We start from the raw sequence: 24317 nt of genomic DNA on the forward strand, positions 1-24317 counted from the left end.
CATGCAACTGGATAAAAAAACGATATACACCGTGCTGGGAACACTAGTGATAGGACTAGCCCTTGGCGCGATTCTCTTTGGCGGAAACAGCGCTAAAAATCAGGCAGAATCTCTTTCTGCTGAACACAGTCGTGAGCATAACGAAGCAGGCCTATGGACCTGTTCTATGCACCCACAAGTTCGGCAAGAAGAGCCTGGCTCCTGCCCTTTCTGTGGCATGGATTTGATTCCTGTAGCAGATGCCGCCCAAGACGACAATCCGAGGGTTTTGAAAATGTCTAATTCGGCAATAGCGCTGGCCAATATTCAAACTCAAACTGTGGGAAGCCTCAATGCAGATGCCACTTTGGTTCTAAATGGCCGGATAAAAGCTGACCAACGTTTAGTTCAATCTCAAACCACCCATTTCCCAGGAAGAATAGAAAAGCTCTACAAAGACTTTGAGGGCGAATATGTAAGAAAAGGTGAAAGAGTAGCCTCTATTTATTCTCCAGAATTAGTGGCTGCCCAAAACGAGTTACTTGAAGCCAAAAAGCTTTCGAACACTAACCCAACTTTGCTTGAAGCTGCACGCAGAAAGCTCAAGTACTGGAAAGTCACTGATGAACAGATCAAACAGATTGAGGAGTCTGGAGAAGTGATGCAAAACTTCGATCTGCTCTCAAATTACAATGGAGTAATTACCAAAAAGCTCGCTAATAATGGTGCCCACCTTATGCAAGGGCAAACCCTTTACCAGATAGCCGATTTATCTACGGTTTGGGCAGTATTTGAAGTGTATGAAAAGGATCTGAGCAAGGTGAAAATTGGAGATAAGATTCAATTCAAACCGAATGGCAGTCCAACGGTTTATGAGTCTACCGTTAGCTTTATTTCACCTTCAGTTGAAGCTAACAGCAGAATTATTGAGGTAAGGACCGATGTAAGAAACCGCAACGAAACACTCAAGCCAGACATGTTCATTAAGGCCCAATTGAGCACCTCTCAAAATGCAGATCTAGTCATACCGAGGTCTGCCGTACTATGGACAGGCAAAAGATCAGTCACTTACGTAAAGTCAGACGATGAAAATAGCTTTGAGCTCCGCGAGGTAGAACTCGGAGAAGCTATAGGAAATAATTACCAAGTGCTATCAGGCCTATCTGCAGGAGAAGAAGTGGTAACCAACGGAGCCTTTACACTAGATGCTGAGTCTCAGCTCAAGGGTAAAATCAGCATGATGACCCCATCTTCAAATAGTAAGTCACCCGAAACGGGATTCAAAGAGGTTGAAATTCCTCAGGTTAATGATTTCAAATCTAGCACTTCAAAGGCTTTCCAAAATCAGCTTAACGCTGTGGCCAAAGCCTACATTCCTCTCAAAGATGCCATGGTAGAAGGCAATGCACGACCAATCAGAGACCAGGCAGAAAAGGTGAAAGCGTCACTTTCCAAGGTAGACATGAGTTTGGTTCAGGGTGATGCTCATATCCACTGGATGGCACTGCTGACTCCCATGGAAGAAAGCCTAGAAAAAATCAACAACTCTGACGATAGAGACGAGCAGCGACTTCAGTTTATCAACCTCTCTAAGGCACTGATCAATGCGCTCGACTCATTTGGCAACTCAGGAGAAAACATGCTTTACGTTCAGTATTGCCCAATGGCTAATGATGACAAAGGAGCCACCTGGGTATCAATGGACGAAGAAATTATCAATCCATATTTCGGAGACATGATGCTCCACTGTGGAAATGTAGAATACACCATAGAAAACAATTAATCGATATAATACCTGTACAATGAAAAAGCTAATAGCACTTTTAGGACTAACTCTAATACTTACTTCTTGCGGATCTGGCGCAAAAGAAACGAAACAGGAAACAGCAACAGAATCTGCAAATCCGGTAGAATCTTATCTGGCCATTAAAGATGCTCTGGTGAAAACCGATGCGGCAGAAGCGAGCAAAGCAGCCAAAGCTTTCTTAAAAAGCAATTCAAATCAGAAACTGGACAGCTCATTAGAAACCATTGCCAATACTTCTGATGTAAAAATTCAGCGTCAGGCTTTTGAAACGCTTTCAATGGAAATGTATGAAGTAGTGAAAGCCAACAATAATGAAACCCCACTTTACAAGCAGTACTGCCCAATGGCTTTCAATAACCAAGGAGCTTACTGGTTAGCTGCTGAAGAAGAAGTGAACAATCCATACTTTGGAGACTTAATGCTTCACTGCGGAAGTGTAGAAGAAGTGATTCAATAAACTATAAAAGGCATGTCGGAGGTTGAGCTACGGCATGCCTTATATACTCCCAGAAAAAAGAGACCAATGAAACTCTCTGTTAAACACATGGTTTGCAATCGCTGTGTAATGGTGGTTGAACAGATTTTGAATGAAACGGGCAATCTGAAAGTCCGCAGGGTAGATTTGGGGTCTATTGAGCTGGAAGACGACCTAAGCAACCAAGCACTTACCGAACTCAGATCGGAACTAAAACAGAAGGGGTTCGATTTGCTCGATGATGACAAAAGTCAAAAAGTGGAGCTCATCAAAACAGCAATCATTCGAGAAATCCACCACCAGAGCGGAAGAAAAGGAAGTAATGAGAATTTTTCGTCCTTCCTTACCAGAGAACTACAGCTCGATTATTCATATCTCAACGACCTCTTTTCCAGTATTGAAGGAAAGACCATTGGCCAATACATTACCCTACAGAAAATTGAAAAGGCGAAAGAGCTCTTGGTTTACGACCAAATGAGCCTGGCAGAAATTGCCGATTTGCTGGAATACAACAGCGGCCAGTACCTCTCTGCTCAGTTCAAAAAAGTGACAGGACTTACCCCATCTAAGTTCCGAGATCTCGGCCAAAGAAGAACAATAGATAGAGTTTAAATTGAGTTCGGTTTAGGTGGCCATAAAGTGATCAAACAGGCCCTTTGATTCCCCAAAGGGCTGTTCAAACGACTTTCATTTCCCTTTAGAGTTAGGGTTAAATCAAACAAAGTCCACTATGAACTTTATAGTCACTCTCCGTAATCAATTCTTTATCTCTAAGTAGAACTCACCTTACTTAACCAGAGTTCGATGTAAAATTTTCGAAAACCCTTATAACACACCCCAAACCGTCATTCCGGAATTTTTCTTTATAAGTTCTTTTAGCATCGAAGAAAAACACCCAGAATCTAAAGGATACTGTCGGTGAGATGCCGGATAAAATAGGCTTAGTCTGAATTTAAGGCCAATTTTTCCGGCATGACGTCCTTTCCTATATTGAACTCTGGTTACTTAGACTCCGAAATATCATACGCTATGACTGAAATAGTGTAACGCAGCCCTCTCTGTAACAGGAGACATTTGCTTAAAAATTATCCATCAATGAAAAAGCAAATAACCATTACCGGCATGACTTGCGAAGGCTGTAAAGCCAAAGTCACCCGAAACATCCAAAAATTAAAAGGAGTCAAATCTGTTGAAATTGACTTGACCAATGGCAAAACCATAATCGACTCAGATGCTCTTTATTCTGAAACTGAGATTCAGGATGCTATTGGAAGAGATTCGAAATATCAGATTGTTAGGCAAGAGCCCATTTCATCCATCAAACCTGAAGAAGAACAAAAAAGCTTTTTCTCAACCTACAAGCCTCTACTCCTAATCGCCTTCTTCATTATTCTTATTAGTACTCTGACACAGTATCCATTTGATTCATTTAATGGAAGGCTATGGATGAGACACTTTATGGCTGGATTCTTTATTGTGTTCTCATTCTTCAAACTGCTAAACATTCAAGGCTTTTCTAACAGTTACAAGATGTATGACATCATAGCTAAAAAATGGAGCCATTGGGGAAAGATTTATCCATTTGTAGAATTGGCCCTCGGAATCGCATATCTAATCAACATTTACCCAACAACTACAAACCTCATTACTGTTATAGTTTTAGGGGCAAGTTCCATTGGAGTTATCAAAAGCAACCTAGATAAGAAGAAAATAAAATGTGCCTGCCTAGGTGATGTTTTCAATTTACCCATGAGTAAAGTAACCATAATTGAAGATGTTACCATGGTGGCAATGGCCGCTGTGATGCTACTCTAAATCAGCATCACAATCTTTTTTCCAAAGTATTTTGAATTATTTTTAGAATCTTTGAAACCAAAACATCTACTTTATAGTTTATATACCAAATCGCTTGCAGGTAACATTTTTTTAGTATTACTTCGAAGCATCAAAAGAAATTAAAGAGACCTGGAGGTTCCAATCCTCTGGTATTGTGTGTGTTTATTGGCCATCCCGAGAGATCGGGATGGTTTTTTTATGCCTATTCCAAAAGTGTCGGTTATCTTTCAATTAGACCCCAGAAGCTGAATTCACATTGAACTTATCGTTAACTTCGGCTGTAATTCTGATAAATTGAACTATGCAAAACCGAGTTGTACTTTTCTTATTATTCGTTCTTTTAATCTCATGTAGCTCCCCACAAAAAGAAGACAAGCAAACCCCACCGAAATCAGAGGCTCAAGACATAGTAGACAAATCTATTTCCCATCATGGCATGGAACAGCTTGATCACGCTGAATTCTCCCTGACTTTTCGTGATATGAGCTATACATACAGCCTCCAGAACGGCCTTTACAAATACACCAGAACACAAACAGATTCTATTGACCAAGAAGTATATGATGTTCTAACTAACGAGGGTTTAACTCGATATATCAATGGAGACTCAGTTGAATTAGAAGAAGAAAAGAGAGCCGCTTATTCACGCTCAGTGAATTCAGTAATTTATTTCTTTCGATTGCCATTTGGGCTGAATGATGAAGCGGTAATTAAAGAGTACCAAGGAACTACCAGCATCAAAGGAAAAGACTATCATGAAATCCGGGTAACCTTCAAGCAATCTGGCGGTGGAGAGGATTTTGATGATGTATTTCTCTACTGGTTCGACACCGAAGACTACAGCATGGACTACCTAGCCTACCTTTACCACACCGATGGTGGCGGCATGCGCTTTAGAGAGGCTATTAATCCGAGAAGAGTTAATGATGTGTTGATTCAAGATTACATCAACTTCAAGCCTGAAGATGAATCTATGGACATCAATAACATCAGCGAACTTTATGAGAATGGAGAGCTAGAAGAACTCTCTCGAATAATTAACGAAGGTGTAGCAATTAGTATAAAGTGATCAAATGAATAAGAAACCAAGAATTGCGGTTGTACAATCCGCACCTTCCTATCTAAACGTTGCCGATTCACTTGCTAAAGTAGAGTCACTGCTAAAAGAAGCTGCGGAACAAGGTGCTCAGTTAGCCACATTTGGAGAAACTTGGTTTACTGGCTATCCAGCTTGGATTGACTACTGCGATGAATACGCGAAGTGGGATTTTAAACCCACCAAGGAGGTGTTCGCCAGAACTTATGAAAACAGTTTAGATATTACTGGACCAGAGGTTGCCCAAATAGGCCATTGGGCTAAAGAATTCAACCTTTCCATTGTTATGGGCATCAATGAAAAAGTAAATTCTGGACTTGGTAACGGTACTATCTATAACAGTTTGCTTACCTGGAACCAAAAGGGTGAGCTAGCAAACCACCACCGCAAGCTAATGCCAACCTACACCGAGAAGCTTATTTATGGCCAAGGTGATGGAAAAGGACTTCAGGCGGTAGAAACTAGCACTGGTAGAGTTGGCGGTTTAATCTGTTGGGAGCATTGGATGCCTTTAACTCGCCAAACCATGCACAACTCAGGAGAGCACATTCATGTGGCTGTTTGGCCGAAGGTTCATGAGATGCTGCAAATAGCCACTAGATCATACGCTTTTGAGGGGCGCTGTTACGCTGTTGGAGTAGGTCAGATTATGAGAGTAAAAGACATCCCAAAAGAACTGAACCTACCGACAGAACTCCAAGACAAACCCGAGCACATGTTGCTGAACGGTGGCAGCTGTATTGTTGGCCCTGACGGGCACTATATAATGGAGCCGATTTGGGACAAGGAGGGTGTTTTTGTGAAAGAAGTGGACTTAACCCGCTGTATTGAGGAAAAGATGGCTCTGGATGTAACTGGTCACTATCAGAGAAATGATGTGTTCGATTTGAGCATTAATCAAACTAGAAAATAAAAAAAGCCGAAATCTACGATCTCGGCCCATTGGTTTAGTTGCTTGGCAAATTCAAATTCTTAATTACATCCTCTTCTTTCATCTATCTTTTCATAGTACTCTCCAGGGTTAATGGTAAAGCTAGTCCCCGAAGTGTTAGTAGAGAAGTTAGAGAAGGTGTATTTATGTGCAGTTCCGAAATCGTCTAAAGCTGTGATAGACATAATGTCGCTACCACTAAATTCTACATGAATTTCTTTATAGGCAGCACTTGAAGATGGCTTTAATTTCAACATTGAACCATCCACAGAACCAGAGTGACCAGAACCAAAGAAGGTCATAGCTTCACCAAAGTCAATAATTGCCTCGGTATTCTGCCCAGAACAGAAGTACATTATCTGAGAATGGTCTGGCTCTTTGGTACCAATATACTCGGTTTTACCATCATCTAACCAAGTTTCATTTGGTCCATACTTCAATATGTATTTTTCACCATCTACTGCTAAAATTCCCTCTTGTACATTTTTGAAGCCCATGTTGTCATTTACAGCCTCATAGACAACGTTTACTCTATACTTAGGAATGTTGCTGTACTTATTATAAAGTTCTTGCACTTTGCTGGTAGCATCTTGAGCCATAAGATTGGCTCCAATCAATAGCAAGAGGGTCAGTGTAACGGATTTCATCAGTGTCTTCATAATTTTTTAAAGCTCTTAATTTTCAAAGTTGGGGCAAATTGAGCTGACTGGCTATTGAGTTCCACCGGTTGAGTATATCAAAAATAGAAAAATCCTTTGAATTGCTATTCACAGGATTAAAAATGTATTTGACTAACAGTTATTTCTTTCGAATAAAAATATTGCCATTAGTAGTTTTCATCATTACTTCTGCTCCTCCACCGTTCAAATCGGCCTCTACCCAGTTTTCATATTTCACATTAAAACCACCTTTAGCAGGTTTTTTGGTGACAGGCTTAGACTCTTTTATGCTGAATGATTCAAAGTCAGTATAAATCTCCCTATTAGTCTTCATCTTAGGAGAGAACTTGGTTCCGTTCGGCACACTAACATCTACATCTCCATTGTAAGTGCTAAAAGCCATGGCTACATCGGCCGAAACTTTTGTGAAAACCGCAACTATAGACCCGTTATAGGTCGATGCACTTGCCGAACCAGAAATATTATTCAAGGTAATGGGGCCATTATAACTTTCTATGTTAAGTTCGCCATTAACCCCATCTATTTCAATGCTTCCATTATTATAGGCCTCCGCCTTAATATTGAAGTTTCTAGGCACCTGAATTTCAAAATCTACACGGTCGTTCCAGCCTTCGTTTTCAACTTTTACAAGGTTATTGTTTTCGCTTGCTTCAAAATTAAAACCACCACTACTCACCAATCGCAATCCTCCGGCAGACTCATCTTTCTTTACCTTCTTCTCATACTTAGTCATTTTAACCTTAACAGTAGGCCCGTCATAAGCAGTGATTTTTATCTTACCATTCTTAGTATCTACATCAAGCACACCTCTTTCGCCTGGCTTAGAAAGTGGAATCTCTACCTCTTGAGTAGTTTCTTGGTATTCAGCTTTATTTTTTTGCTTGTCCTTTTCTAAGTTGGCCATTCCAAAACCATCCAACACGCGCTCAACGGTACTTTCAGCAAAAGCCTGAATGTTCGCTTCAAAATCGGACCCCACCTCAATGTTTGTATCAAAATTTAGATCAATGACCGGATCTACTTCTACTTGTACATTTGGGTCAGCTTTCACTTTCAACTTCTGATCTACCTTCACCTCTTCGTTCTGTGCCATTGTAGGCGCTACTAAAGCGAACACTAGCACTCCACACAATAGTGATCTTGTAATTCTCATTTCTTTCATCTTTTCTGTTACATGATTTTATCTAAATTCTGACGAAGCGCTGATTTCACATCATCTGGTGTATTTTCAGCATTTAGAATAGGCTCAAATTCCTTTTTGGCTTGCGACTCCTGTAATTCGACCATCAGCTCTGCCATTGCCACCATAACCAATGGCGATTTTTGTTGTGTTATACTGCTCACCAAGCCCTCCCTTATAGCAGGATCTTCGGCATATTCTGCCAATGAAGCCAAAGCGGCCAATCTCACATTGGTGTTCTCATCATTATTCAGGGTCAGCAAAAGAGCATCGGTTACATCCTTATTTTCGCTCACCAACCCACTGCTCATCTGAACCCCCTTAAGCCTCTGGCTTACAGACTCACCTTCGAGCATGGTCATCATCATTACCTCTTTCATGTCTGCCATCTGGTTGCTAAGGCTTTCTACCTGACCAGTGTATGCAGACCTAGAGAAAACATTTCCCATAAAAAGACCGAGCATCAATACACTGAAGCCGAAAGCTAGCCTGCCTTTGTTTGTTGAGAACAGGGCTTGAACAAACTCACCGAACAGGTCACGACTGCTGCGTTTCTTCAGCTTACGATTCTCTTCTGCAAGCATTTGGTAGAAGTTAGTTCTTAAGGCTTCCGAAGGCTCTGGCTCAGGAGCCTGCAACATCTGCTCTTGCATGCTGGCCAGCTCTTCCAACTCTTTCATATCAATGAACCCATCTTTTACGTAAGTCTCGAATTCTTCTCTTCGAACCTCTGTGAGTGTTCCATCAATATATTCGGTAATCAAAGACATGTACTTATCGTCCATCTCCATCATTTTTGCTTTCTTAGATATACATCTCCATTGAGTGTCTCAAACTCAAAGCTTGCTCCACCCGAGCTGCCATACTGGTAGCTGTTGGAGTTAGATACTTTATACTTCGTTCCATTTCCTGCTGAAGTCTTGGTCACCTTAGGTGCCAACTTCTCGCTAAACTCAAGGTCACTGTAAATTTCGCCCCACTGACTCTGGAAGTTGAACACTCCGTTTCCGCCCGATGGTACAAAAATTTCAATATCTCCATTCACAGTTTTGAAACTGGCAAACTCCTTAGGCATCTTCACATAAGAAACCTCCACTTTGCCATTTACCGTATTTGCTTTAGTATCACCTTGAACTCCCTCCAAGGTTACATCTCCATTCACATTAGAAGCATAAATATTTCCTGTTACGCCCTTGGCAAAGACATCTCCCTTGTTCACAGTAGAGAGTTTTACACTAATGCCTTTGGGCACCTTTATCTTATAATCCATAGTGTACCAGTAGTCACGCCTGTTGTCATTGCCATTCCAATCCCAGCCACACTGAAGCGGATCGGCCTTTTCGGTCATGCGTTGACCAGACATGCTTACATATAGTTTGGCAAAATCATCGCCCTGCTCACTCTTGAGCTGTAACTCTTGCATTCCCAAATCCACATCGGCCTGGTTTTTACCATTCACACGCTTCTCCAATGTTACTTCCACCGTGTTGCCATCATAAGCCTCCACATCAACACTGCCGTTAATGTTGCACACGCAGAACCAGAATTCAATATTCTTGTTTTTGACCTCCAGGCTCCTGGTTATTGTTTCCGATTTGCTCTGTGCCCATGCCACTGAGGCAAGCATTAGTGCAACCGACATGAGTAATAATTTCCTTTTCATTTCCTTATGGTTTTACGACCTCGTATTCAAGTTTCTCATAGCACACTTTTAGCTCCTTCAGCGCGCGAAAGATTCGCACCTTCACGGCACTTTCAGTTAAATCGAGCAAATCTGCTATGTCTTTGTACTTCATGCCCTGATACTTGCTGAGCACAAGAATCTCCTTCTTATCCTCCGGCAGTTTATTCAGCGCTAGCTGAAGCATGTCCAGTTCCTCACTGGCAATCTTAGAACGCTCTGCATTTTCTTCATTCTGGTAATACCTGTCCGCAGTCTCCACATCTTCTTTATAACCCCTTCGCTTTTCCTTTCGATAATGATCCGCAAAAAGGTTTCTGGCCATGTGGTACATCCAGGTAGAAAACTTACCGTCACCTTTATAAGTGTGACGGTATTTGATGATCCTCACAAACACATTCTGCACAAGGTCTTCGCTAACTTCCTGGTCGCAGGTGAGCTTAAAGAAGAACCCATACAACGGCCTATTGTATCGTTCAAACAATAGCCCCAACTGATCCAGTTGGCCGGCCTTAACCTTTAGCATTAATGTGTTGTCTGAGATTGAATCCAATGCTTCGTCTTAAGAATTCAGTGGGGGAAACCCGACCATTTGGAAATGGTTACACACAATTTAAGATTTTATTCAATCTTTATTTTCTGGGGACGCCCAGCCGCACAAACCCTTGCGCCTAGGCCTGCTCTGGCGGGCCTGCCGCGCTGTTACCGAAACAGAATCTTGAAACACACAGAACACCTTGTCACCAGAAGGCTAGGTGAAATAATGTTTTGTACCTCAAGGCACAAAATGAATTCTGCTAATCATTAAGCTACCGATGTAGAGCCCCTAAAGGGGCAAGGGTTAAATTCCAATTTTCAAGCACCAATCTCCAAAACCGACTCTGGTCAAAGCGTCTCGCTTCGACCTTCTACCTGAAGTCTTAGAGAGACCTTAAGACTAGTTTAGACAAATTTATGAATCAATGAACTCTAGCTAAAAACTACTCAAGGCCGACAATTAATTTTCAACATTTTAAATTTTAAGCCATCGTTAATGAACTAGAGTTATTTGATTTGACGTTGAGAAGCTTTAAATTCATCATCGTACCCTAAACAAATACCCAGCAATGGAACAAACTGCAGAACAATTACAAAAGCAGATAGATGAACTATCTTCTCAGCTTACTGGAGACATGTTCAATGATATGGACATTAAAGACCAAATTCACAACCTTAAAATGAAATTGAATGGTGTTAAACCTATGGATTCTCATTTTGATTGTGTAGGTTGTGGTAGCTAATATGACAACAGCATCATCTTCAACAAAAAAACTAGAGCCTCTTATGGCTCTTTTTTTATTCATTTTTTTAGGCTGCTCCGAGGTAAGTCAAGTAGAAAACACTGCCCCGAAAACTCCCTTTATTATGGTATTGGGTGTAGCACAAGACGCTGGCTATCCACAAGCTGGCTATCAAGAAGAATGGAAAGCCATAAATTTAGGACAGAGAAAACCACTGTACACGGTATCTTTAGGCCTAATAGACCCAATCAATAAAAAGCGATACTTGTTCGATGCTACACCAGATTTCAAAGAACAGCTACAAATGCTAGATGAAATCTCAGAAACGAATGACTATCCATTAGACGGCATATTTCTTACTCATGCCCATATTGGTCATTACACCGGCCTCATGCATTTGGGCAGAGAAGTGATGGGAACTGCAGGCGTTCCTGTACACGCCATGCCTAAAATGAAGACTTTCTTGGAAGAAAATGGCCCATGGAATCAATTAGTAAGCCTGAATAATATCAGCATTAAACCCATGCAAGACTCAACTTTGGTTGAGCTTTCTAAAGATATTTCCGTTATGCCCTTTACTGTTCCACACAGAGATGAGTATAGTGAAACTGTCGGGTTCAAAATTCAGATCAACCAAAAGTCCGTTGTTTTCATCCCAGATATTGACAAATGGAATAAGTGGGACGTGGACATTAGAGAAGTAGTTAAAAACAATGACATCATCCTCATTGATGCCAGCTTCTACCAAGACGGTGAACTAGAAGGCAGAGATATGAGTCTTATTCCTCATCCTTTCACTAAAGAAAGTATGGAACTCTTTAGTGAGCTATCAAAAACAGATAAAGCCAAGGTTCATTTTATTCATGCCAATCATACCAACCCTATTCTGGACATGAATAGTCCAGAATATGAAGAAGTAAGCCAGGCTGGTTTCAATGTGGCGCAGCAAGGGCAAATCTTCGGATTCCAGGAAAAGTAAGATCAGTATTAATTCTAGCAGACAAAAAAAGCGACCTCTTGCGAAGTCGCTTTTTTTTTGATTTTATACCATCTGACCTTTGGCCTGATGGGCTTGAAGGATAAAATTATCCGATAGCTACTCTTTTGAATTCAGTAACAGTCATTCCTTTGTTTACTGAATCTAAGTATTGTTGAACAGATTGCTTACCTGTTTTTAAAACTCAACATCTACCCCCCAAATAAATCATGTTTAGTAACTAACAGAGCAGTTCACTTCTTACTACCATTTCTAGGCATTCAAATATCATTGAATTAATTTTATTATGTTTTTTACTTTTTTATTGACTTTTATGTTTTCGATAACTTACTTCATACTATTCTTAAGAAAAAGAACTTCATCTGGCTGCTAAGCAAAACGAAGAATGAGCACACACAATACATCTCTCAGTCCTGTATACAACTGCCTTTGTATTGCCGCTCAAAAAAACAGGAGGATGCCGAAAATGCCTGAACAAAAGTGAGTAGGTTAACTAATAATTATTCAAAACGTGAAAAAGAGAATCAAAGCGATATCAATGGCAATCGTTCTAATGTTGTGCGGAGTACTTACACCTATGATTTCAAACGCTACCTGCACTTTAAAAGAGGGTACAAAGGACTGGTGCGTTAAGGACTATTCTACCAACGAAGAAGGTGAAACCTTGCTATCTTTGAAATGCCAAGAGGAAGGAACCCTAGATCCTACGGCAAGAGAATGCAAGATGCCGCGTAAAGCAGAGTAAATATTATTAGTCAGGTATTATAAATCTATAGTACCTGACCTTATAATTCACAAAATCAGTCATAATGTCTAATAAACTCAACACCTACCTCCTTTTAATTTTATATATTTTATTACCTGGATGCAACTCAAGACCAGAAGATGTGATTTTTGAAGATAAACTCACTTTAGAGTTAAAAGAACGAATAATATTTCCTTTGAACACAACGACCAAGAGATTCGGTAGCAAAGTGGGATATGACAAAAAATCCAATAGCATTTATGTATTCGATGATTACAAATATGAACTCCATTTCTTTTCATTAGCAAATGGAACTAAGTTAAAAACCATAAAACTTTTTAAGGAAGGTCCTACGGGAATTGGGCAGGTAAGCAGACTGACTACTGATGGAATAGATTCAATAATCACTTTTAGTAGATTGACCAATAAACTTCATGTCATTACCAACAATGGTCAAGTTGTCAGAAGTCAACTTCTATTGTCTTATGACGACTCAGATCCTTCAATACAGACTTTCAGCAACTCTTTTAACTATAATGAATTAACTAATTCAATCTATATTCCAGTAAGAAATAATAATTTTACAACGAAAAACAACAATAAACCATTACTCGAATACAACCTTCGTACAAAAGAAAAACGTCTACTTATGAAATGGGAAGATGACTTCAAAGAATACTTAGGTAAAAATGAAACAATATTCGGCACATTAAATAAGCATGAAAACAAATATGTAAGCTCTGTCCCCTTTGATAGTCACATTAGTGTTATTGATCTTAAGACCAATGAAATCAAAAAATATTATGCTGGTTCTAATAATGCTGAAGCCCCCCCGAAATTCAAGGGATCTTTCACTGATTTCAATAATTATAAATATCAAGTAGGTAACAACTGGTTTCGTAACATCCTATATGATGAATATCAAAAAATATACCTACGCACTATTACGTTCGGCCTTAAGATTACAGAAAATTCTGTAGAAGCAAATATGCAGCAACCTCGTAAATCGAAAAACAAGTCCAATGACAACACCTTTACAGGTGTAATACTGTTAGATTCTTCGTTCCAAAAAATAGGAGAAGTAAAAGATATCATGTTAAATGACGAAGCATTTGCAACTGTTGATGGAATATATCTTAAAGATAACCTTTACGAAAAAAATAATGAGGATATCCTAGTCTTTAAAAAGTATCTCTATGTTAAAAAATAAGTCAAAGATAATCATCCTATTCATTTCTATACTCGTAATCGCTTGCTCAAAAAATTCAAACCCTAAGCTTGAAGAAGTTAATTCAATTATCAAATCTGGAAATCTAAATCATGAATTCTATTTAGAGACGGCTATACTTATTATACCTAATGCTGGCTGCGAAGGCTGCATAACTAATTCAGAGAATTTTGTAATGACTAATATTGACAGAACAAATCAATTAGACATTATATTTACAGCAGTTTCCTCAATAAAGGGATTAAAACTAAAATTAGGTAGAGATTTGGTGGAACGAGAAAATGTTTTTGTTGATACGGATAATATATTTTATTCTTCTACTTTGGCAAGTATTTATCCTAGCATAGTATATTTAAAAGACAAGAAAGCAGTCCAAATAGAAGAAGTATCTCCATACAATGAGCAAGCTCTAGATACTCTGGCTATAAGATTGAAAGACTTGAGATAGAGACCAATTCCCCTAGTTTATTTTCTTCACAACGATTCCAGCTATAAAGGGCTATTACCTGAAAGCCAAAAAAGCAGCCCTGATCACTCGGGACTGCTTTTTAAGCACTATATTTAATCAGAAAACTAGTCTCCGATAGCTACTCTTTTGAATTCAGTAACGGTCATTCCTTTGTTTACTGAATCTAAGTATTGCTGAACAGATTGCTTAGAATCTTTTACGAAAGGCTGGCTCAACAAAGTATTCTCTTGGAAGAACTTGTTCAACTTACCCATTGCAATTTTCTCAATGATTTGCTCTGGCTTACCTTCAGCTCTCGCTTGCTCTTTACCGATCTCTACTTCTTTCTCAATAGTTGCTTGGTCTACACCGTCTTTATCAACAGCTACAGGGTTCATAGCAGCGATCTGCATTCCAACATCTTTACCAGCTTCAGCAACATCATTACCATCTGTGCCAGTCAATGCCACAAGAACACCTAATTTACCGTTAGAGTGAATGTATGAAGCAACTTGCTCAGAAGTAAGAGTTTCATAGTGATTAACCGCTAGCTTCTCACCAATTTTACCGATGTACTCAGTTACTTTTGCTTGAACAGTAAGTTCGCCAAGGCTCAACTCGTTCAAAGCAGCTAGGTCGGCAGGTTTGTTAGCCATTGCAGCATCAGCAATTTCATTACCTAAAGATTGGAAGTCATCGTTTTTAGCTACGAAGTCAGTCTCACAAGTGAATGAAATGATGATAGCAGAAGTTTTGTCTTCACTAGTTCTTACAAACACGCTACCTTCTTTTGTCTCTCTGTCAGCTCTTTTCTCTGAAAGCTTCTGACCTTTCTTACGAAGGATTTCAATGGCTTTATCGAAATCGCCATCTGCTTCAACCAATGCCTTTTTACAATCCATCATACCGGCACCGGTCATTTGTCTTAGTTTGTTAACGTCTGTTGCTGTAATAGCCATTTTATGAGTTATTTATGATTCCTAATTTGGTTAAAACAAAAATTGAACATCGAAGCGAATTCAATGTTCAATTTATATCAAGTTTTTGTCAATTAATTATGCGTCTTGATTTTCTGGTTGAGCATCAACATCTTTCTTCTCTTGCTCGGCCTTCTCTCTTTCTCTCTCTTCTTTATCTACCTTTCTTTGAGCAAGACCTTCTTCGATAGCCTTACCGAATGCTTGAGTAATGATTTCGATCGACTTGAACGCATCATCATTACCAGGAATTGGGAAGTCTACATCGTTAGGGTTAGAGTTAGTGTCGCAAAGTGCAAAAACCGGGATACCTAGTTTGTGCGCCTCAGCTACTGCAATGTGCTCTCTTTTTACATCGATAACGAAAAGTGCTGCAGGAAGTCTAGTAAGATCAGTGATACCACCTAAAAGCTTCTCTAATTTAGCTTTTTCACGGGTTTTCATTAATCTTTCTTTCTTAGCCAAAGCTTTGTAAGCCTCATCTTTCATGAGCTTATCAATTCCCTGAAGCTTCTTTAATGACTTTCTAATGGTCGCGAAGTTGGTTAACATACCACCTAACCATCTTTCCGTCACGAAAGGCATGTTCAATCTCTTAGCCTCTTCAGAAACAAGCGCTCTTGCCTGTTTCTTAGTAGCTACGAACATAACTTTTCTACCAGAACGTACGATGTTCTTAACAGCGTTTGACGCTTCTTCGAGGCTGCTAAGGGTTTGATTAAGATCGATGATATGGATTCCGTTCTTCTCCATGAAGATGTACGGAGCCATTCTTGGATCCCACTTTCTCGTTAAGTGTCCGAAGTGAACACCAGCATCAAGTAAGTCTTTATGAGTTAAATTAAACATTATATATTTTGAAATTAATTCGAATTAACGTTTCGAGAACTGGAATGATCTTCTTGCTTTTCTCTTACCGTATTTCTTACGCTCAACCATTCTAGGGTCACGAGTTAAGAAACCTTCGCTCTTCAAAGCAGGTCTGAATTCTGCATCAGCTTCGCAAAGTGCTCTTGAGATAGCCATTCTAATAGCCTCAGCCTGACCTTTTGGTCCACCACCATCTACATTGATTCTAAGATCAAAGTTAGACTCTTGGTTAACTTTAACCAATGGCTGCTTAACAACAATTTCCATCACATCAGAACCGAAGTATTCACCAAGGTTTCTTCCGTTGATAGAGATTTCACCTTTACCAGGTTGCATGTACAATCTTGCAACTGATGTTTTTCTTCTTCCTATAGTATTAATTACTTCCATTGAAGGCTTCTTATAATTCTACAACTTTTGGTTTTTGAGCTTCATGAGGATGCTCTGTTCCTTCATAAACATGCAGGTTGTGGAAAATACTTCTTCCCAATCTGTTCTTAGGCAACATACCCCTTACAGCTCTTTCCACTAGAAGAGTAGAAGATTTTGCTTTCAATTCTCTTGGAGTAGTTCTCTTCTGACCGCCAGGGTAACCAGTATAACTTAGGTATACTCTGTCAGTCCACTTTTTACCTGTAAGTCTTACTTTATCGGCATTGATAACAATTACATTATCACCACAATCTACATGTGGAGTAAAACTAGGCTTGTTCTTACCTCTGATGATTTTAGCCACTTCGCTGGCCAATCTTCCCAATGTTTTAGACTCGGCATCGACCAACACCCACTGCTTGTCTACTGTCGCTTTGTTTGCCGATACTGTCTTATAACTTAGTGTATCCACTTCAGTATAATTTATTGACTTTAAATACTTTATTCAGACCTTCCCGTAAAAAGGGACACAAAGATAGAAGTTTGATTTTTCAATTCCAACATAGGCTTGCAAATTAATTGAAAACCAGAGGGATTGGAGCCCAATCTAGTACCTATTAGCTTTTAATTGCTTTTCTATAACCCTTAAATCTTTCGGATAGCCTGCTTGAACAGTTACCTCTTCGTTATTTAAGGAGCGAAAACTTAAGGCAAAGGCATGTAAGGCAAATCGTTTAATAAGTGGTTGCTCCTCTTCATACTTACCCAAATTGAACTTCTTTTTAATCTCAGACAAGAACAAAGGAGCCCCTCCATACAAAGGGTCGTTTATAATAGGTGCCTCTTTTTTACTTAGATGAATTCTTATCTGGTGCATTCTACCCGTTTCTGGTCTACACTCTATTAAAGAGTGCCTTTTATAAACCTCCAATGTATTGAAAATGGTAGTTGCAGGCTTTCCTTTAAAGTCTATCACTACACTACCTTTATTTAAAGAGAGTATAGGTAGCTCAACCTTTAGGTTTCTGAATTCATGAATACCATTCACAAATGCGTGGTAAACCTTGTCTACGGTTCGTTTTTCGAACTGAATGGAGGCATGTCGGTAAGCCTCGGCATTTTTAGCGAACAACAAACAACCAGAAGTTTCTTTATCTAATCTATGACAGGCAGAAAGTGATTCGTCATATCGCTTGGCCAGCATCTGAAGATTCACATCATTGTTCCGATCGTCTAGCGATGAAATGTACGGAGGCTTGTTGGCTACCAAAAAATTATCGTCTTCAAATAAGACTAGCGATTTAAAATCTAGCTTCATTATCTATTATCCTCCCCTAAAGACTCTAGCTCAAGCCTTTCTTCTTCTAACTCCTCCTCCATTTCTTCAGCGCTTTGACCTATTGGCAACTTAAAGCTGAAGGTTGAACCTTTTCCTACCGTACTGATTACACTGACTTTGGTGTTATGCGCTTCTAGAATATGCTTTACAATTGCTAGGCCAAGTCCCGTACCGCCCATTTCCTTAGACCTAGACTTCTCCACTCTAAAGAATCGTTCGAAGATTCTAGTAAGATGCTCTGGTGGAATACCCACCCCAGTATCCTTCACATATACGAGCACTTTTTCACTTTTTACCTCAAAGCCTATTTGAACACCGCCTTCTAGCGTGTACTTAATAGCGTTTGACACCAAGTTGGTTAACACTCGATAAATTCTGTCTGCATCGGCATGAACGAAGATGGGTGTTTCATAAGCAGAATCGAACCTTACGGTAAGGTTCTTATCTTCTGCTTTACTTTCCATCTGATCTATTACCTCTTCGGCTATTGAAACAATATTAAAATGCTCGAAATGCATCTTAATTTCACCAGTTTCAATTTGAGAAAGGGTTAGCAAGTCTTGAATAAGTGAGTCGAGATTATCCAAACTCTTGGCTGCACGCTTCAAGAATTTCTTACGAATCTTTTTATCATCTATAGCTCCGTCCAATAGAGTATGGACAAAACCTTGTGCGGCAAACACGGGAGTCTTCAACTCGTGACTCACATCTGCTAAAAACTCTCTTCTAAAAGCCTCGAGTTTTTTAAGGTCCTCAATCTCTCGATGACGATTAATTCCGTACTTATATATCTCTTGATTAATCCGCTTTAGGGGGTGGTTTGAGTTACCATTATCATATTCTTCTATAAAGGAGAAATCTTTTTTGCGCATCTTATTGAGCACATTGTAGATTTCACCTATCTCCTTCATAACCAAAAACTCGAAGGTCACATAAACCAACAAGTAGGTAACTGCAAAAGAGAGCAAGCCAGCCACCAGCATTACAGTTGGCGTAGAATCTGGCAAGAGAGATAAGAATGCAGTGGTAACTATGGCCACTAAGGCAGCCAGCACCAGTGCTACAACTCTCGACTTAAAATACATTTAGTTGACTTCGAACTTGTAGCCTACGCCCTTCACTGTAGAGATGTAGCCATCTCCTATTTTTTCACGCACTTTTCTAATGTGAACATCAACTGTTCTGGCTAATACATAAACGTCTGTACCCCAAATATTTTGAAGCAATTCGTCTCTGCTATAAACCTTATTAGGGTTCTGAGCCAAAAAGTAAAGGAGTTCGAACTCTTTCTTGGGCAAGGTAAACTGGTTACCATTTGCTGAAACGGTATAACTAGACCTATCTATAGTAAGATCTCCGGCCACTACCTGCGGCTTAGATTTATTCTTACTTTCTTTTCTAAAAAGGGCACTAATTCTACTCATTAAAGCTCTAGGCTTAATAGGCTTTGTGATGTAGTCATCTGCTCCAGCTTCAAAAGCGGCTACCTCTGAATATTCTTCAGCCCTTGCAGTTAGGAAAATGATATGAGCATCTGCCATTTCAGGAATCTCCCTAATTTGACGACAAGTCTCTACACCATCTTGCTGAGGCATCATTATATCTAACAAAATGAGCTCTGGAGTAAATCTTTTAGCAATTGAAACTCCTTTCATTCCGTCTTCAGCAGTTTCAACATCGTATCCTTCCTTCTTGAGGTTGTACTTTAAAAGCTCCAGAATATCCGGATCATCATCTACCACCAAGACCTTGGGGCTCTGCTTATTCGCCATGAGTTGTCTTATTAATTGCTCAAAGATATAGTTTTTGAAAGCTTTTAGGCAACATGTATTTGATAGTTTACTCTATGATTGAGAGTGGATGTCGCAAATTCTCGACATTTTTCAGTTCTACATTGAGATAACCAACATAGATTTTAGCCTGAACCTTCAATGGAATTTTATTTAGGTCGTCAGATAACCAAATTTTAAGGGTGTTATCTTCTTCAAACAGGCTATCCTTTTTCATCATTGGCACAAGTACGAGGGCATTCACATCTCCCAGTTTGGTCTTGAGCACCTCTCTACCCATGAATTTTACCGCAAAAGGCTTTTGCTTGTCGTCAAAGAAAGTATTGATCACAATCAATTCTCCCTCCTTAATCTTATCGAAATCAATGGAACGCAGATAATAATAGCCACTTACCATATCCTGAACGTTTTCAGGAATAGCGTGATCTTTTTGACTCTCCAGCTTCATGGTTTCTTTATGAAGCTTAGCTACAGTTACTGAATCTTTATCATGATCGAAGTAAAGAATCTCATTTTTACGAAACCTTCCTTCTTTTATGTATCTATAAAACTGCTGAGGCACTAAACTGGTGGTATCATAATAAGTACCCCAATTATCTCTGACTGAAGAGAAAAACTCGAAAACACCTACCGTTTTAGCATTGATATCTATCTTCCAAGTAGGCTTATTATTAATAGTATAAATTACATCGCTAACAGAAAAGGTTGCTTCTGCAGCTCTTATGAAACCGACAGTAGCTTTCAACTCAATTTTCTCTCCTGGTTGAAAGGGAATTTCTTTTGAAAGTTCATATTTCTGTGCCTTCAAACCGAAAGCAGTTAGTAGAAATATGGCAAGTAGTGTCTTTTTCATTTCTTCTTTTACCCTTCACTTGACAAAGGCCATACCAAAAAAAGTTATAGCGAAGGAAAGCGTTTTTTTAAGTAAGTCAAATAAGCCAGTAAATCTCCTCCAAAGTCGTCTTGCAATTGTCTTTCCAATTCTTCTTGCTGACTGTTGTACCGAAGCATGGACATGAAGAAAGTGTTTTTAGGCGTACGTTCTTTAAAGTAACCCTGATATACCTCAGAACCAAACGATAACGTATCATAATTGTTTCTTATTCTTAGTAACGCATCAGATTTCAATTGTTCCTTTTCATCTATCGATAAGTCTACCATTGCCTTATAAACAGAATCTAGGTGCTGTGCCGCACCTAGCATGTAGTTTTTAAAAGTAACTTCATCTTTAAGACTCTGCTGATAGTCCGTCACTTGAGCAGAACCTTTACCATATTTTTTCTCCAAGAACATTACTGCTCCTTTATCTCCTATAAAAGATGCGAGGTTTTCATTGAAAGTGACAGAATCTTTCACAAAGAGGGTTCCATGGGTTAGCTCATGAATAATTAAACTAGCCAAATCTCCTTCAGACCTATTGAGCATATTGCTAAGCACAGGGTCTTGAAACCAACCTAATGTCGACCATCCACCGGCTGTTCTGATATCTACCTCTATTGCTTCTTCAGTCTTTATTCTATTTGCTTCTTCCCTAGCTTTCTCTAATTCAAAGAACCCTTTATAAGGCACACTACCCACCACAGGAAACTTCCACATTCTGGGTCTGAAATAATACGGATCGCAAGCAGTTACTACATACATAGATGGCTTTCCCTGCTGATCAAATATCTTAGAATAGTTTTCGGAATAATTAATCCCCAATTCCTCAAAAGCAAATTGCTTAGCCTCTAGTACTATCTCTACCTTTTTCTTTTGCTCTTCAGTGGTAGTTGGCAACTCCATAAACTCTTCTAATGGAATAGCATTATTCACTACGTTAAGCTGCCCTTTGAGTTGAAGCCACCCATAAGCAACAAGTTCTCGCTGCCAAACTCCTAAAACTATGATTATCAGCAATAGACTTAAGCCTACCCATTTTAAGATTTTCTTGACCTTCATAGGGCAGCGAAATTACAAAGATTATATGGTTGTGTATTGCAGGCTTTACTGCTATCTTCACACTCTAAACGCACATCTTTCAAGTCTTACCCAATTAACATGAGTGATAATAAAGAAAAACTAAAAGCACTTCAGCTCACTATAGACAAGTTGGAAAAATCTTACGGCAAGGGCACTGTAATGAAGCTAAGTGATGAAAAAGTTGTTGACCTCCCTTCTATACCAACCGGTTCACTAGGGCTAGACATTGCCTTGGGCATTGGTGGTATTCCTCGCGGAAGAGTGATTGAAATCTACGGGCCAGAATCTTCTGGTAAAACCACACTAACCATGCATTGCATTGCCGAAGCACAGAAAAAAGGAGGCTTAGCCGCTTTTATTGATGCAGAGCATGCCTTTGACAAAACATATGCAGAGAAATTAGGAATAGATACTGAAAACCTATTGATCTCTCAGCCAGACAATGGAGAACAAGCCTTAGAAATTGCAGAACACTTAATTCGTTCTGGTGCATTAGACATTATTGTTATTGACTCAGTAGCCGCCTTGGTTCCTAAAGGTGAACTTGAAGGAGAAATGGGCGACAGCAAAATGGGGCTTCAAGCTCGCTTAATGTCACAAGCATTAAGAAAACTAACAGGTACCATTAATAAGACGGGTTGTGCGTGTATTTTCATTAACCAGTTAAGAGAGAAGATTGGCGTAATGTTTGGAAACCCAGAAACCACAACTGGTGGTAACGCCCTTAAATTCTATGCTTCTGTTCGTTTAGATATTAGACGAATCGGTCAGATTAAAGAGAGTGCAGACAACATTATGGGTAACCGCACTAGAGTAAAGGTTGTGAAAAACAAAGTAGCGCCTCCATTCAAAGTGGTTGAGTTTGACATTATGTATGGTCAGGGAATCTCAAAGTCAGGTGAAATTCTAGACATTGGGGTTGAATTAGGCATTATTAAGAAAGCTGGTTCATGGTTCTCTTATGGCAACGAAAAGCTTGGCCAAGGGCGCGATGCAGTAAAATCGCTCATTGAAGACAACCCTGAATTATCAGAAGAGCTTGAGGGTAAAATTAAGGCTCACATCAGTGGCGAAGTTCCTGCCGAAGGAGAGGAATAATATTACTCTAAAATAGAAACAGAAAAGGCTACTCGATGAGTAGCCTTTCTTATTTTAAACAATCAAATTCTTAACCAGCTCTCATAGCTTCTACCGGGTCTAGTCTAGCTGCTTTTGCAGAAGGGATAATTCCAGAAACCACCCCAATTATACTAGACACCACTACACCCAATAAAATATTCTTAACACTCAATGTAACTTCTAAGGTGCCGAACGGAATGAATGTAAGTAGGAAGACAATGAATACCCCAATGGCTCCTCCGAACAAGCATAGAAAAACAGATTCGAACAAGAATTGGAATAGAATGAAATAATTTTTAGCCCCAAGCGACTTTTGAATTCCTATAAGCTTGGTTCTTTCTTGTACAGACACAAACATGATGTTCATAATTCCGAAGCCTCCTACCAAAATGGCAAAACCTCCGATTACCCAACCAGCAAGACCTAGCACATCAAAAATACCACCCAATGCTTCAGCAATAGCTTCTGGCCTGTTTAGCGCAAAATTAGATTCTTCTTTAGGACGAAGTCCACGAACTTTTCTAAGCAGCCCTTCCATCTCATTTTGAAGTTCCACCATTCCTATATCGTCTTCAAAGCCTTTCACAGCTAGAGAAGGGTTTATACCCCATCTTGAACCGATGTAGTACATTTTGTTAAACATCTTATAAGGAATATATATTCGGTCGTCACTACTTGGTGTACCTATAAAGCTCTCGCCTTCTTTGGTCATTATTCCAATTACCCGAACCTTAAAGCCCCGAACCTTAATATCTTTCCCTATAGCACTTTCATTAGGAAAAAGTGTTTGGGCAATTTCATCACCGATGATCGCCACATTTCTCCCCCCTTCTATTTCTTGCTGAGTGAAATATCTACCTTGAGCAATATCTACCTCATATACATCTTTATACTGGTAGGTCATTCCCCAAAGGTCTGTTCCTCCCAAACTACTACTACCATATCTGGCGGTTGTAGAAGCTTGCCCTACAATAGTAATAGCGGCAGCATTCTTTAAATTAGCCTGCAAAAACTCAAATTCAGAGTAGCTATTATTGGGTCTTCTGAAGTATTTCCACCACGGATAATTAGGGTCTGGCCCTGTTCCGAACGGGAATTTATCTACAGTAACCACGTTTGAGCCAAGAAAATCGAGGCTATCGCGAATATTTTTCTCCAATGAATCCACCATGGTGAATACCGAAATAATCAGCATAATACCAATGGTTACACCTAACAAAGAGAGCGTTGTTCTGAGGAGGTTTGTAGTTAAGACCTGAATTGCAAAGCGAATACTTTCGCCCATTAATTTCAAAAAGATACCAAAGCGCATAAATCGACCTAGCTTTTAGTGGTTACTATTGCAACGTAAAGAATCGGAAAAAGTAAACATGCTCAAACCTTTAATGGTTAAAAAAGTGAATTCATGGAGCGAAAGGAAGTTAAGGTGGTTGAGTGGAGAAGCACTACTTCTTTAATTCTTTACTTGAATTATTCATTTGCTCAACTTACCTTATGTCGCTCATTATTTATTTTTTATCTTTGCCAG

Annotated in this window: 27 protein-coding genes; 12 read left to right on the forward strand and 15 right to left on the reverse strand. The window is 39.5% G+C overall.

Features of this window, described 5'->3' with window-relative positions; all coding sequences use genetic code 11:
• Nucleotide 1: 1 nt before the first annotated feature.
• From T7867_RS01870 to T7867_RS01895, 6 genes are all read left to right on the forward strand, one after another.
• The gene (locus T7867_RS01870) at nucleotides 2–1762 is read left to right on the forward strand and encodes an efflux RND transporter periplasmic adaptor subunit (protein ID WP_068219128.1); all 1761 of its coding nucleotides are present in this window, start codon (nucleotides 2–4) and stop codon (nucleotides 1760–1762) included.
• Between the two features lie 19 nt (nucleotides 1763–1781).
• Nucleotides 1782–2243: a DUF3347 domain-containing protein gene (locus tag T7867_RS01875; protein ID WP_068219125.1), complete on the forward strand. Its 462-nt coding sequence runs from the start codon at nucleotides 1782–1784 to the stop codon at nucleotides 2241–2243.
• Nucleotides 2244–2309: 66 nt separating this feature from the next.
• Nucleotides 2310–2873 (forward strand): AraC family transcriptional regulator, encoded by a 564-nt coding sequence (locus tag T7867_RS01880; RefSeq protein WP_068220762.1) that lies wholly within the window; start codon nucleotides 2310–2312, stop codon nucleotides 2871–2873.
• A 483-nt stretch (nucleotides 2874–3356) separates the two neighbouring features.
• A complete protein-coding gene (locus tag T7867_RS01885; protein WP_068219119.1) occupies nucleotides 3357–4076 on the forward strand; it encodes a heavy-metal-associated domain-containing protein in 720 nt (239 codons plus the stop codon).
• A gap of 322 nt (nucleotides 4077–4398) precedes the next feature.
• Nucleotides 4399–5166, forward strand: coding sequence for a DUF6503 family protein (locus T7867_RS01890; protein ID WP_084375623.1), 768 nt, complete (start codon nucleotides 4399–4401; stop codon nucleotides 5164–5166).
• 4 nt (nucleotides 5167–5170) lie between these two features.
• Nucleotides 5171–6106, forward strand: a complete 936-nt coding sequence (locus T7867_RS01895; protein ID WP_068219117.1) for a carbon-nitrogen hydrolase family protein — start codon at nucleotides 5171–5173, stop codon at nucleotides 6104–6106.
• A gap of 59 nt (nucleotides 6107–6165) precedes the next feature.
• Here the strand turns inward: T7867_RS01895 and T7867_RS01900 are convergent, their stop codons facing one another.
• From T7867_RS01900 to T7867_RS01920, 5 genes are all read right to left on the reverse strand, one after another.
• The gene (locus T7867_RS01900; RefSeq protein ID WP_068219114.1) at nucleotides 6166–6783 is read right to left on the reverse strand and encodes a LolA family protein; all 618 of its coding nucleotides are present in this window, start codon (nucleotides 6781–6783) and stop codon (nucleotides 6166–6168) included.
• Nucleotides 6784–6922: 139 nt separating this feature from the next.
• Nucleotides 6923–7957 carry a DUF4097 family beta strand repeat-containing protein gene (locus T7867_RS01905; protein ID WP_157717572.1) on the reverse strand — a complete coding sequence of 345 codons (1035 nt, stop codon included), beginning with the start codon at nucleotides 7955–7957 and terminating at the stop codon, nucleotides 6923–6925.
• A 17-nt stretch (nucleotides 7958–7974) separates the two neighbouring features.
• Entirely contained in the window at nucleotides 7975–8769 is a 795-nt protein-coding gene (locus tag T7867_RS01910; RefSeq protein WP_157717571.1) for a HEAT repeat domain-containing protein, read from the reverse strand.
• Nucleotides 8770–8774: 5 nt separating this feature from the next.
• Nucleotides 8775–9647, reverse strand: a complete 873-nt coding sequence (locus T7867_RS01915; RefSeq protein ID WP_068219105.1) for a DUF4097 family beta strand repeat-containing protein — start codon at nucleotides 9645–9647, stop codon at nucleotides 8775–8777.
• 4 nt (nucleotides 9648–9651) lie between these two features.
• Nucleotides 9652–10191, reverse strand: coding sequence for an RNA polymerase sigma factor (locus T7867_RS01920; RefSeq protein ID WP_068219102.1), 540 nt, complete (start codon nucleotides 10189–10191; stop codon nucleotides 9652–9654).
• Nucleotides 10192–10771: 580 nt separating this feature from the next.
• Here T7867_RS01920 and T7867_RS01925 point away from each other — a divergent pair.
• From T7867_RS01925 to T7867_RS01945, 5 genes are all read left to right on the forward strand, one after another.
• A complete protein-coding gene (locus T7867_RS01925; protein WP_185101236.1) occupies nucleotides 10772–10945 on the forward strand; it encodes a hypothetical protein in 174 nt (57 codons plus the stop codon).
• Nucleotides 10946–10988: 43 nt separating this feature from the next.
• Entirely contained in the window at nucleotides 10989–11924 is a 936-nt protein-coding gene (locus tag T7867_RS01930; protein WP_068220755.1) for an MBL fold metallo-hydrolase, read from the forward strand.
• 556 nt (nucleotides 11925–12480) lie between these two features.
• Nucleotides 12481–12687, forward strand: a complete 207-nt coding sequence (locus tag T7867_RS01935) for a hypothetical protein (RefSeq protein ID WP_157717570.1) — start codon at nucleotides 12481–12483, stop codon at nucleotides 12685–12687.
• 64 nt (nucleotides 12688–12751) lie between these two features.
• Nucleotides 12752–13897: a DUF4221 family protein gene (locus T7867_RS01940; protein WP_068219098.1), complete on the forward strand. Its 1146-nt coding sequence runs from the start codon at nucleotides 12752–12754 to the stop codon at nucleotides 13895–13897.
• A complete protein-coding gene (locus T7867_RS01945; protein ID WP_068219095.1) occupies nucleotides 13884–14363 on the forward strand; it encodes a hypothetical protein in 480 nt (159 codons plus the stop codon). The genes T7867_RS01940 and T7867_RS01945 overlap by 14 nt, the downstream gene beginning before the upstream one ends.
• A gap of 125 nt (nucleotides 14364–14488) precedes the next feature.
• On the opposite strand, the gene tsf is transcribed toward T7867_RS01945, so the two are convergent.
• The 9 genes from tsf to T7867_RS01990 form a co-directional block, all read right to left on the reverse strand.
• Nucleotides 14489–15322, reverse strand: coding sequence for a translation elongation factor Ts (gene tsf, locus T7867_RS01950; RefSeq protein WP_068219091.1), 834 nt, complete (start codon nucleotides 15320–15322; stop codon nucleotides 14489–14491).
• A 96-nt stretch (nucleotides 15323–15418) separates the two neighbouring features.
• A complete protein-coding gene (rpsB, locus tag T7867_RS01955; protein ID WP_068219088.1) occupies nucleotides 15419–16189 on the reverse strand; it encodes a 30S ribosomal protein S2 in 771 nt (256 codons plus the stop codon).
• A 24-nt stretch (nucleotides 16190–16213) separates the two neighbouring features.
• Entirely contained in the window at nucleotides 16214–16600 is a 387-nt protein-coding gene (gene rpsI, locus T7867_RS01960) for a 30S ribosomal protein S9 (RefSeq protein WP_068219084.1), read from the reverse strand.
• Nucleotides 16601–16610: 10 nt separating this feature from the next.
• Nucleotides 16611–17054, reverse strand: coding sequence for a 50S ribosomal protein L13 (rplM, locus tag T7867_RS01965; RefSeq protein ID WP_068219081.1), 444 nt, complete (start codon nucleotides 17052–17054; stop codon nucleotides 16611–16613).
• 135 nt (nucleotides 17055–17189) lie between these two features.
• On the reverse strand, nucleotides 17190–17900 hold the full coding sequence (locus T7867_RS01970) for an RluA family pseudouridine synthase (RefSeq protein ID WP_317038751.1): 711 nt from the start codon (nucleotides 17898–17900) through the stop codon (nucleotides 17190–17192).
• Nucleotides 17900–19006 carry a sensor histidine kinase gene (locus tag T7867_RS01975; protein ID WP_068219075.1) on the reverse strand — a complete coding sequence of 369 codons (1107 nt, stop codon included), beginning with the start codon at nucleotides 19004–19006 and terminating at the stop codon, nucleotides 17900–17902. Before T7867_RS01975 ends, T7867_RS01970 begins: the two co-directional genes overlap by 1 nt.
• On the reverse strand, nucleotides 19007–19693 hold the full coding sequence (locus T7867_RS01980) for a response regulator transcription factor (protein WP_068219073.1): 687 nt from the start codon (nucleotides 19691–19693) through the stop codon (nucleotides 19007–19009). It lies immediately after the preceding gene.
• A 67-nt stretch (nucleotides 19694–19760) separates the two neighbouring features.
• Nucleotides 19761–20564: a DUF3108 domain-containing protein gene (locus T7867_RS01985; RefSeq protein ID WP_068219070.1), complete on the reverse strand. Its 804-nt coding sequence runs from the start codon at nucleotides 20562–20564 to the stop codon at nucleotides 19761–19763.
• Nucleotides 20565–20608: 44 nt separating this feature from the next.
• Entirely contained in the window at nucleotides 20609–21649 is a 1041-nt protein-coding gene (locus tag T7867_RS01990) for an aminopeptidase (protein ID WP_068219067.1), read from the reverse strand.
• A 99-nt stretch (nucleotides 21650–21748) separates the two neighbouring features.
• Here T7867_RS01990 and recA point away from each other — a divergent pair, with 99 nt between their 5' ends.
• Nucleotides 21749–22768 carry a recombinase RecA gene (gene recA / locus T7867_RS01995; RefSeq protein ID WP_068219065.1) on the forward strand — a complete coding sequence of 340 codons (1020 nt, stop codon included), beginning with the start codon at nucleotides 21749–21751 and terminating at the stop codon, nucleotides 22766–22768.
• A 70-nt stretch (nucleotides 22769–22838) separates the two neighbouring features.
• Here the strand turns inward: recA and T7867_RS02000 are convergent, their stop codons facing one another.
• Entirely contained in the window at nucleotides 22839–24074 is a 1236-nt protein-coding gene (locus tag T7867_RS02000) for an ABC transporter permease (protein ID WP_245660223.1), read from the reverse strand.
• Nucleotides 24075–24317 lie beyond the last annotated feature (243 nt).

The sequence above is a fragment of the Roseivirga spongicola genome, from assembly GCF_034376045.1.
Lineage (GTDB): Bacteria > Bacteroidota > Bacteroidia > Cytophagales > Cyclobacteriaceae > Roseivirga > Roseivirga spongicola.

Excerpts from the sequence above, each read along its gene's own strand:
- T7867_RS01870 (WP_068219128.1), top strand. The coding sequence starts at position 2 with ATGCAACTGGATAAAAAAACGATATACACCGTGCTGGGAACACTAGTG.
- T7867_RS01875 (WP_068219125.1), top strand. The coding sequence starts at position 1,782 with ATGAAAAAGCTAATAGCACTTTTAGGACTAACTCTAATACTTACTTCT.
- T7867_RS01880 (WP_068220762.1), top strand. The coding sequence starts at position 2,310 with ATGAAACTCTCTGTTAAACACATGGTTTGCAATCGCTGTGTAATGGTG.
- T7867_RS01885 (WP_068219119.1), top strand. The coding sequence starts at position 3,357 with ATGAAAAAGCAAATAACCATTACCGGCATGACTTGCGAAGGCTGTAAA.
- T7867_RS01890 (WP_084375623.1), top strand. The coding sequence starts at position 4,399 with ATGCAAAACCGAGTTGTACTTTTCTTATTATTCGTTCTTTTAATCTCA.
- T7867_RS01895 (WP_068219117.1), top strand. The coding sequence starts at position 5,171 with ATGAATAAGAAACCAAGAATTGCGGTTGTACAATCCGCACCTTCCTAT.
- T7867_RS01900 (WP_068219114.1), bottom strand. The coding sequence starts at position 6,783 with ATGAAGACACTGATGAAATCCGTTACACTGACCCTCTTGCTATTGATT.
- T7867_RS01905 (WP_157717572.1), bottom strand. The coding sequence starts at position 7,957 with ATGAGAATTACAAGATCACTATTGTGTGGAGTGCTAGTGTTCGCTTTA.
- T7867_RS01910 (WP_157717571.1), bottom strand. The coding sequence starts at position 8,769 with ATGGACGATAAGTACATGTCTTTGATTACCGAATATATTGATGGAACA.
- T7867_RS01915 (WP_068219105.1), bottom strand. The coding sequence starts at position 9,647 with ATGAAAAGGAAATTATTACTCATGTCGGTTGCACTAATGCTTGCCTCA.
- T7867_RS01920 (WP_068219102.1), bottom strand. The coding sequence starts at position 10,191 with ATGCTAAAGGTTAAGGCCGGCCAACTGGATCAGTTGGGGCTATTGTTT.
- T7867_RS01925 (WP_185101236.1), top strand. The coding sequence starts at position 10,772 with ATGGAACAAACTGCAGAACAATTACAAAAGCAGATAGATGAACTATCT.
- T7867_RS01930 (WP_068220755.1), top strand. The coding sequence starts at position 10,989 with ATGGCTCTTTTTTTATTCATTTTTTTAGGCTGCTCCGAGGTAAGTCAA.
- T7867_RS01935 (WP_157717570.1), top strand. The coding sequence starts at position 12,481 with ATGGCAATCGTTCTAATGTTGTGCGGAGTACTTACACCTATGATTTCA.
- T7867_RS01940 (WP_068219098.1), top strand. The coding sequence starts at position 12,752 with ATGTCTAATAAACTCAACACCTACCTCCTTTTAATTTTATATATTTTA.
- T7867_RS01945 (WP_068219095.1), top strand. The coding sequence starts at position 13,884 with ATGTTAAAAAATAAGTCAAAGATAATCATCCTATTCATTTCTATACTC.
- tsf (WP_068219091.1), bottom strand. The coding sequence starts at position 15,322 with ATGGCTATTACAGCAACAGACGTTAACAAACTAAGACAAATGACCGGT.
- rpsB (WP_068219088.1), bottom strand. The coding sequence starts at position 16,189 with ATGTTTAATTTAACTCATAAAGACTTACTTGATGCTGGTGTTCACTTC.
- rpsI (WP_068219084.1), bottom strand. The coding sequence starts at position 16,600 with ATGGAAGTAATTAATACTATAGGAAGAAGAAAAACATCAGTTGCAAGA.
- T7867_RS01970 (WP_317038751.1), bottom strand. The coding sequence starts at position 17,900 with ATGAAGCTAGATTTTAAATCGCTAGTCTTATTTGAAGACGATAATTTT.
- T7867_RS01975 (WP_068219075.1), bottom strand. The coding sequence starts at position 19,006 with ATGTATTTTAAGTCGAGAGTTGTAGCACTGGTGCTGGCTGCCTTAGTG.
- T7867_RS01980 (WP_068219073.1), bottom strand. The coding sequence starts at position 19,693 with ATGGCGAATAAGCAGAGCCCCAAGGTCTTGGTGGTAGATGATGATCCG.
- T7867_RS01985 (WP_068219070.1), bottom strand. The coding sequence starts at position 20,564 with ATGAAAAAGACACTACTTGCCATATTTCTACTAACTGCTTTCGGTTTG.
- T7867_RS01990 (WP_068219067.1), bottom strand. The coding sequence starts at position 21,649 with ATGAAGGTCAAGAAAATCTTAAAATGGGTAGGCTTAAGTCTATTGCTG.
- recA (WP_068219065.1), top strand. The coding sequence starts at position 21,749 with ATGAGTGATAATAAAGAAAAACTAAAAGCACTTCAGCTCACTATAGAC.
- T7867_RS02000 (WP_245660223.1), bottom strand. The coding sequence starts at position 24,074 with ATGGGCGAAAGTATTCGCTTTGCAATTCAGGTCTTAACTACAAACCTC.